This window comes from Sphingomonas populi, from assembly GCF_004208535.1.
Taxonomy (GTDB): Bacteria; Pseudomonadota; Alphaproteobacteria; order Sphingomonadales; family Sphingomonadaceae; genus Sphingomonas; species Sphingomonas populi.
In genome coordinates this window covers 1-3,250 of the sequence record NZ_SGIS01000108.1, presented here as the reverse complement: position 1 = coordinate 3,250, position 3,250 = coordinate 1, and the positions used below count along the sequence as shown (strand labels likewise).

Here is a 3,250-nt window from a genome sequence, read left to right as displayed (position 1 = left end):
CGCCAGAACGGTTGATGACCTCTGGCGCATTATCGGCCAATCTATCGACGAATTCACCCCCGCAGAGTGCAAAAACTACTTCGCTCACTGCGGATATGATGCTTTTTGATCGAAAAATGCTCTAGCATGAACTGGGACGGATGAAGCGTTAGTAAATTTGATCTTGAACGGCTCCGAAGATATTTTAAGATATAATTCTACGTTATCAAAGCTCTTAAATCCATTATTTTTCAGTTCGATTCTCTCAAACACCACGTACCCGTAGCGATCGGTGACTTTTATTACCGGATTTTCGTCATCTATTCGAGTGTCTATTGTTACAATATCGTAGGTAATGTTATTTTTATAAAAATACACTGCCAACCCAGCGATCAATGTGAGCATCACTCCCCACGGTAATAAGCTCAACATTAATGTTCCCCGCTCCGATTTTCACGGCACATTTAGTAATAACGACTGCTTGAATACAGATATGTGAACAGTCATTTCAAGTAAATACAGATATGGAAGTTCCAACCCCCTCTCTCCCGCCCCTTGATGGCACACAGACCATCGCAGAGCTTGCCAAAATCAGCCCGATCACCCTTGCCGCGATGGGCAAGCAGTCGATTAAGGATATGAGCAACCGTAGGCGCCAAATTGAGGGCCTGAAACCCGGTTCAAGCTCGATCCGTACCGTTGAAATGATCGAGGAGATCGTTGACAGGCTCCGTGGTGGCGAAACTCTCACGTCGATCCTCAAAGACACTCATCTGCCCCGTGTTACGACGCTTTGGAACTGGCGTGAGGCAGATGAGGCGCTCGATCAGCGTATTAAACGGGCACAAGCGCAAGGGCAGCACACGCTTGCTGATGAGCGTCTCGATATCGCTCTCGGTTGCTCGATCAGCACTGGTGACACGTACCGTGATAGCCTCGTGATCAAGACGATCAACGCCAACATCGCGCAGCGCAATCGTGCCGAGTTCGGGGAGCGTGTGCAGGTCGATCATGCAAGCGTGGTGATCAACCTTCCGCCCGAAAGCGACGGCTTATAAAATGGCCTAACGGGCGTTGCGCTATTATGTTGGACGTGGGATGATGGCGTATGCGGAACATTCCCGATCAGCCAAAGTGGGCAACTTGCCGCATCATGTTCGATGCAGACAAGGTGGCTACTATCAAGCCAATCACACGCAAACACGAGGTGAAGGCCGCTTTGGAGCAGTGGTGCCGCGACTACTGCAAGGGCGGCTACTCCGTGGCAGTCGATTTTTGGCACGGCATCGTCTTCGTTGTCGCGGATTTCGAGCGGAAAGGCGACGCCGCTTGGTTCTCACACATCCACAAGGGGGTTGTATGAGAACGATCAACTACCTTCGCGTATCAACCGAGCGTCAAGGGCGCTCCGGCCTTGGCCTTGAAGCTCAACGTGCGTCGATTGAGGCGTTCTGCGCGACACGCCAATGCGAGCCTCTTGCAACCTACACGGAGATCGAATCCGGCAAGCGCGACGATCGCCCCGAACTGATCAAGGCGCTTCATCATGCGAAGGTGACAGGGGCAACGCTGGTGATTGCCAAGCTCGATCGCTTGAGCCGCAATGCTGCTTTCCTCATGACCCTCAAAGATGCTGGCGTGCGTTTCATTTGCGCCGACATGCCAGACGCTAACAATCTCACGATCGGCATCATGGCCCTCATCGCTCAACAAGAGCGCGAAGCAACCTCTACAAGGACGAAAGAGGCCCTACAGGCGGCGAAGGCGCGCGGAACCAAGCTTGGCAACCCCAATGGCGCAGCGGCGCTCCGTAGGGCTTCCAAGGGCAATACAGCAGCCCTCACGACGATCACCGGCAACGCCGATGCTCACGCACTCGATCTCGCGCCAGTGATCGCGGACGTTCGATCCACGGGCATCACCAGTTTGAGCGGGATCGCCACGGCTTTGAACGCCCGCACGATCCGGACGCCACGCGGCGGCAAATGGCACGCGACTTCGGTCAAAAATCTCCTCGCACGTATCGCCTGACGCGAACCCGTTGACTTAACCCTGAAAGAGTCTGGGTGACAGGCAATCTCACGGTTATCGAACCGGCGAACCACTGCCTGCTACTATATAGAGCGAAGCTATCCCGGCCCGCTCGGTGGAGATCGGCACAGCGTGACCGTGCATAACAACACGTGGGACAATAGCTCTAATACTTCGCATTACACTAGCCGTTGTGCCGCGCGCTTGATCGTGCGATCTCTCGCTTGCCGCTACATTTCAGCGGCTTTGAAGGAGATACGATGATTATTACTACTGTTATTACTCTTACACCTATTGTTTCTGCAATCCTTTATGGCACAAGTTCATGTTTCAAGAGCTTGTCGCTACTCGTCTGGTCATTCAGGCGGCATGATGGGGCGCCGAAAGCTTAATTCGACCCTACTGTTCGGCGGGCCTAATCAGCCCGCCGAATACGCATTACCGGCTTGCCATCTCACGGCCACCGCGCCAACCTGCCCTACAGGGGAGATAAGCTCATGGATTCCGGATCGTTCGCCTTATTCTATCTCGTAGGCTCGGCCATATCATTGGGGATCGTAGTTGCGGTTCTGGTGATGCTCGCCTCGATCAAGCAAAGCCTTGTCATCGTCACGAAGCAAAACGCGATCTTGCTGGAAATGATTTCCCGCCAGAGCGGGGCCGTGATCGACGAAGCCTTTTGGCAGAATGCTTCGGCTTTCGTTGATCCCAAGCGCAGCACACTTATCAGATGACCATGAACGCCGTATCTAATTTGTGAATAAAGGGAGAATGGGGTTGGAAATTAAACGCTGCCGTTTTCGAGACGAAGGGCAAACTTTGATCATTGATATTCCCTTCGAAACCATCAATGGCGTGATCAAAAGCTGCAGCGGCCTTTCGTATTATGGCGAATGGCTTGATGCTCATGGAGAGACTTACCAGTTTGCCGTGCGATACGATGGACAGGTCGATTTCGGTTATTTCGGAAGGCAAGACGGACAGGTTCCCGGACATTTTAAAATCCACGGCATGTTCTTGTCACCCGGCATGATCTACGAATATCGATCTTCACTTGAGGACTACGATTATAAACTCATCGGCACCTACGATGGCCAATCGTGGACATCTCTCACCTAGTGGATTGATTCCAACGTTTGATGCCCGCGCCTGACGGCTGCGATAATCTGATCGGGATTGGCCTTCCAGACGAACGGCTTCGGTTCCTGATTATGCTCTTTTATGAAGCGGTTGATGGCGG

Annotated in this window: 5 protein-coding genes and 1 pseudogene; 5 read left to right on the top strand and 1 reads right to left on the bottom strand. The window is 52.6% G+C overall.

Annotated features, from left to right (window positions below):
* Nucleotides 1-503: 503 nt before the first annotated feature.
* The 5 genes from EWE75_RS24105 (at nt 504) to EWE75_RS24085 (ending at nt 3,129) form a co-directional block, all read left to right on the top strand.
* Nucleotides 504-1,037, top strand: coding sequence for a terminase small subunit-like protein (locus tag EWE75_RS24105; protein WP_130160569.1), 534 nt, complete (start codon nt 504-506; stop codon nt 1,035-1,037).
* A 50-nt stretch (nt 1,038-1,087) separates the two neighbouring features.
* The gene (locus tag EWE75_RS24100; RefSeq protein WP_130160568.1) at nt 1,088-1,342 is read left to right on the top strand and encodes a hypothetical protein; all 255 of its coding nucleotides are present in this window, start codon (nt 1,088-1,090) and stop codon (nt 1,340-1,342) included.
* Nucleotides 1,339-2,010: a recombinase family protein gene (locus EWE75_RS24095; protein WP_130160567.1), complete on the top strand. Its 672-nt coding sequence runs from the start codon at nt 1,339-1,341 to the stop codon at nt 2,008-2,010. The genes EWE75_RS24100 and EWE75_RS24095 overlap by 4 nt, the downstream gene beginning before the upstream one ends.
* Before the next feature lie 497 nt (nt 2,011-2,507).
* The gene (locus EWE75_RS24090) at nt 2,508-2,744 is read left to right on the top strand and encodes a hypothetical protein (protein WP_130160566.1); all 237 of its coding nucleotides are present in this window, start codon (nt 2,508-2,510) and stop codon (nt 2,742-2,744) included.
* Nucleotides 2,745-2,787: 43 nt separating this feature from the next.
* Nucleotides 2,788-3,129: a hypothetical protein gene (locus EWE75_RS24085; protein WP_130160565.1), complete on the top strand. Its 342-nt coding sequence runs from the start codon at nt 2,788-2,790 to the stop codon at nt 3,127-3,129.
* Here the strand turns inward: EWE75_RS24085 and EWE75_RS24080 are convergent.
* Nucleotides 3,126-3,250 (bottom strand): annotated as a pseudogene (locus EWE75_RS24080) (IS630 family transposase); the annotation flags it as partial. The gene EWE75_RS24085 and the pseudogene EWE75_RS24080 sit on opposite strands and share 4 nt — an antisense overlap.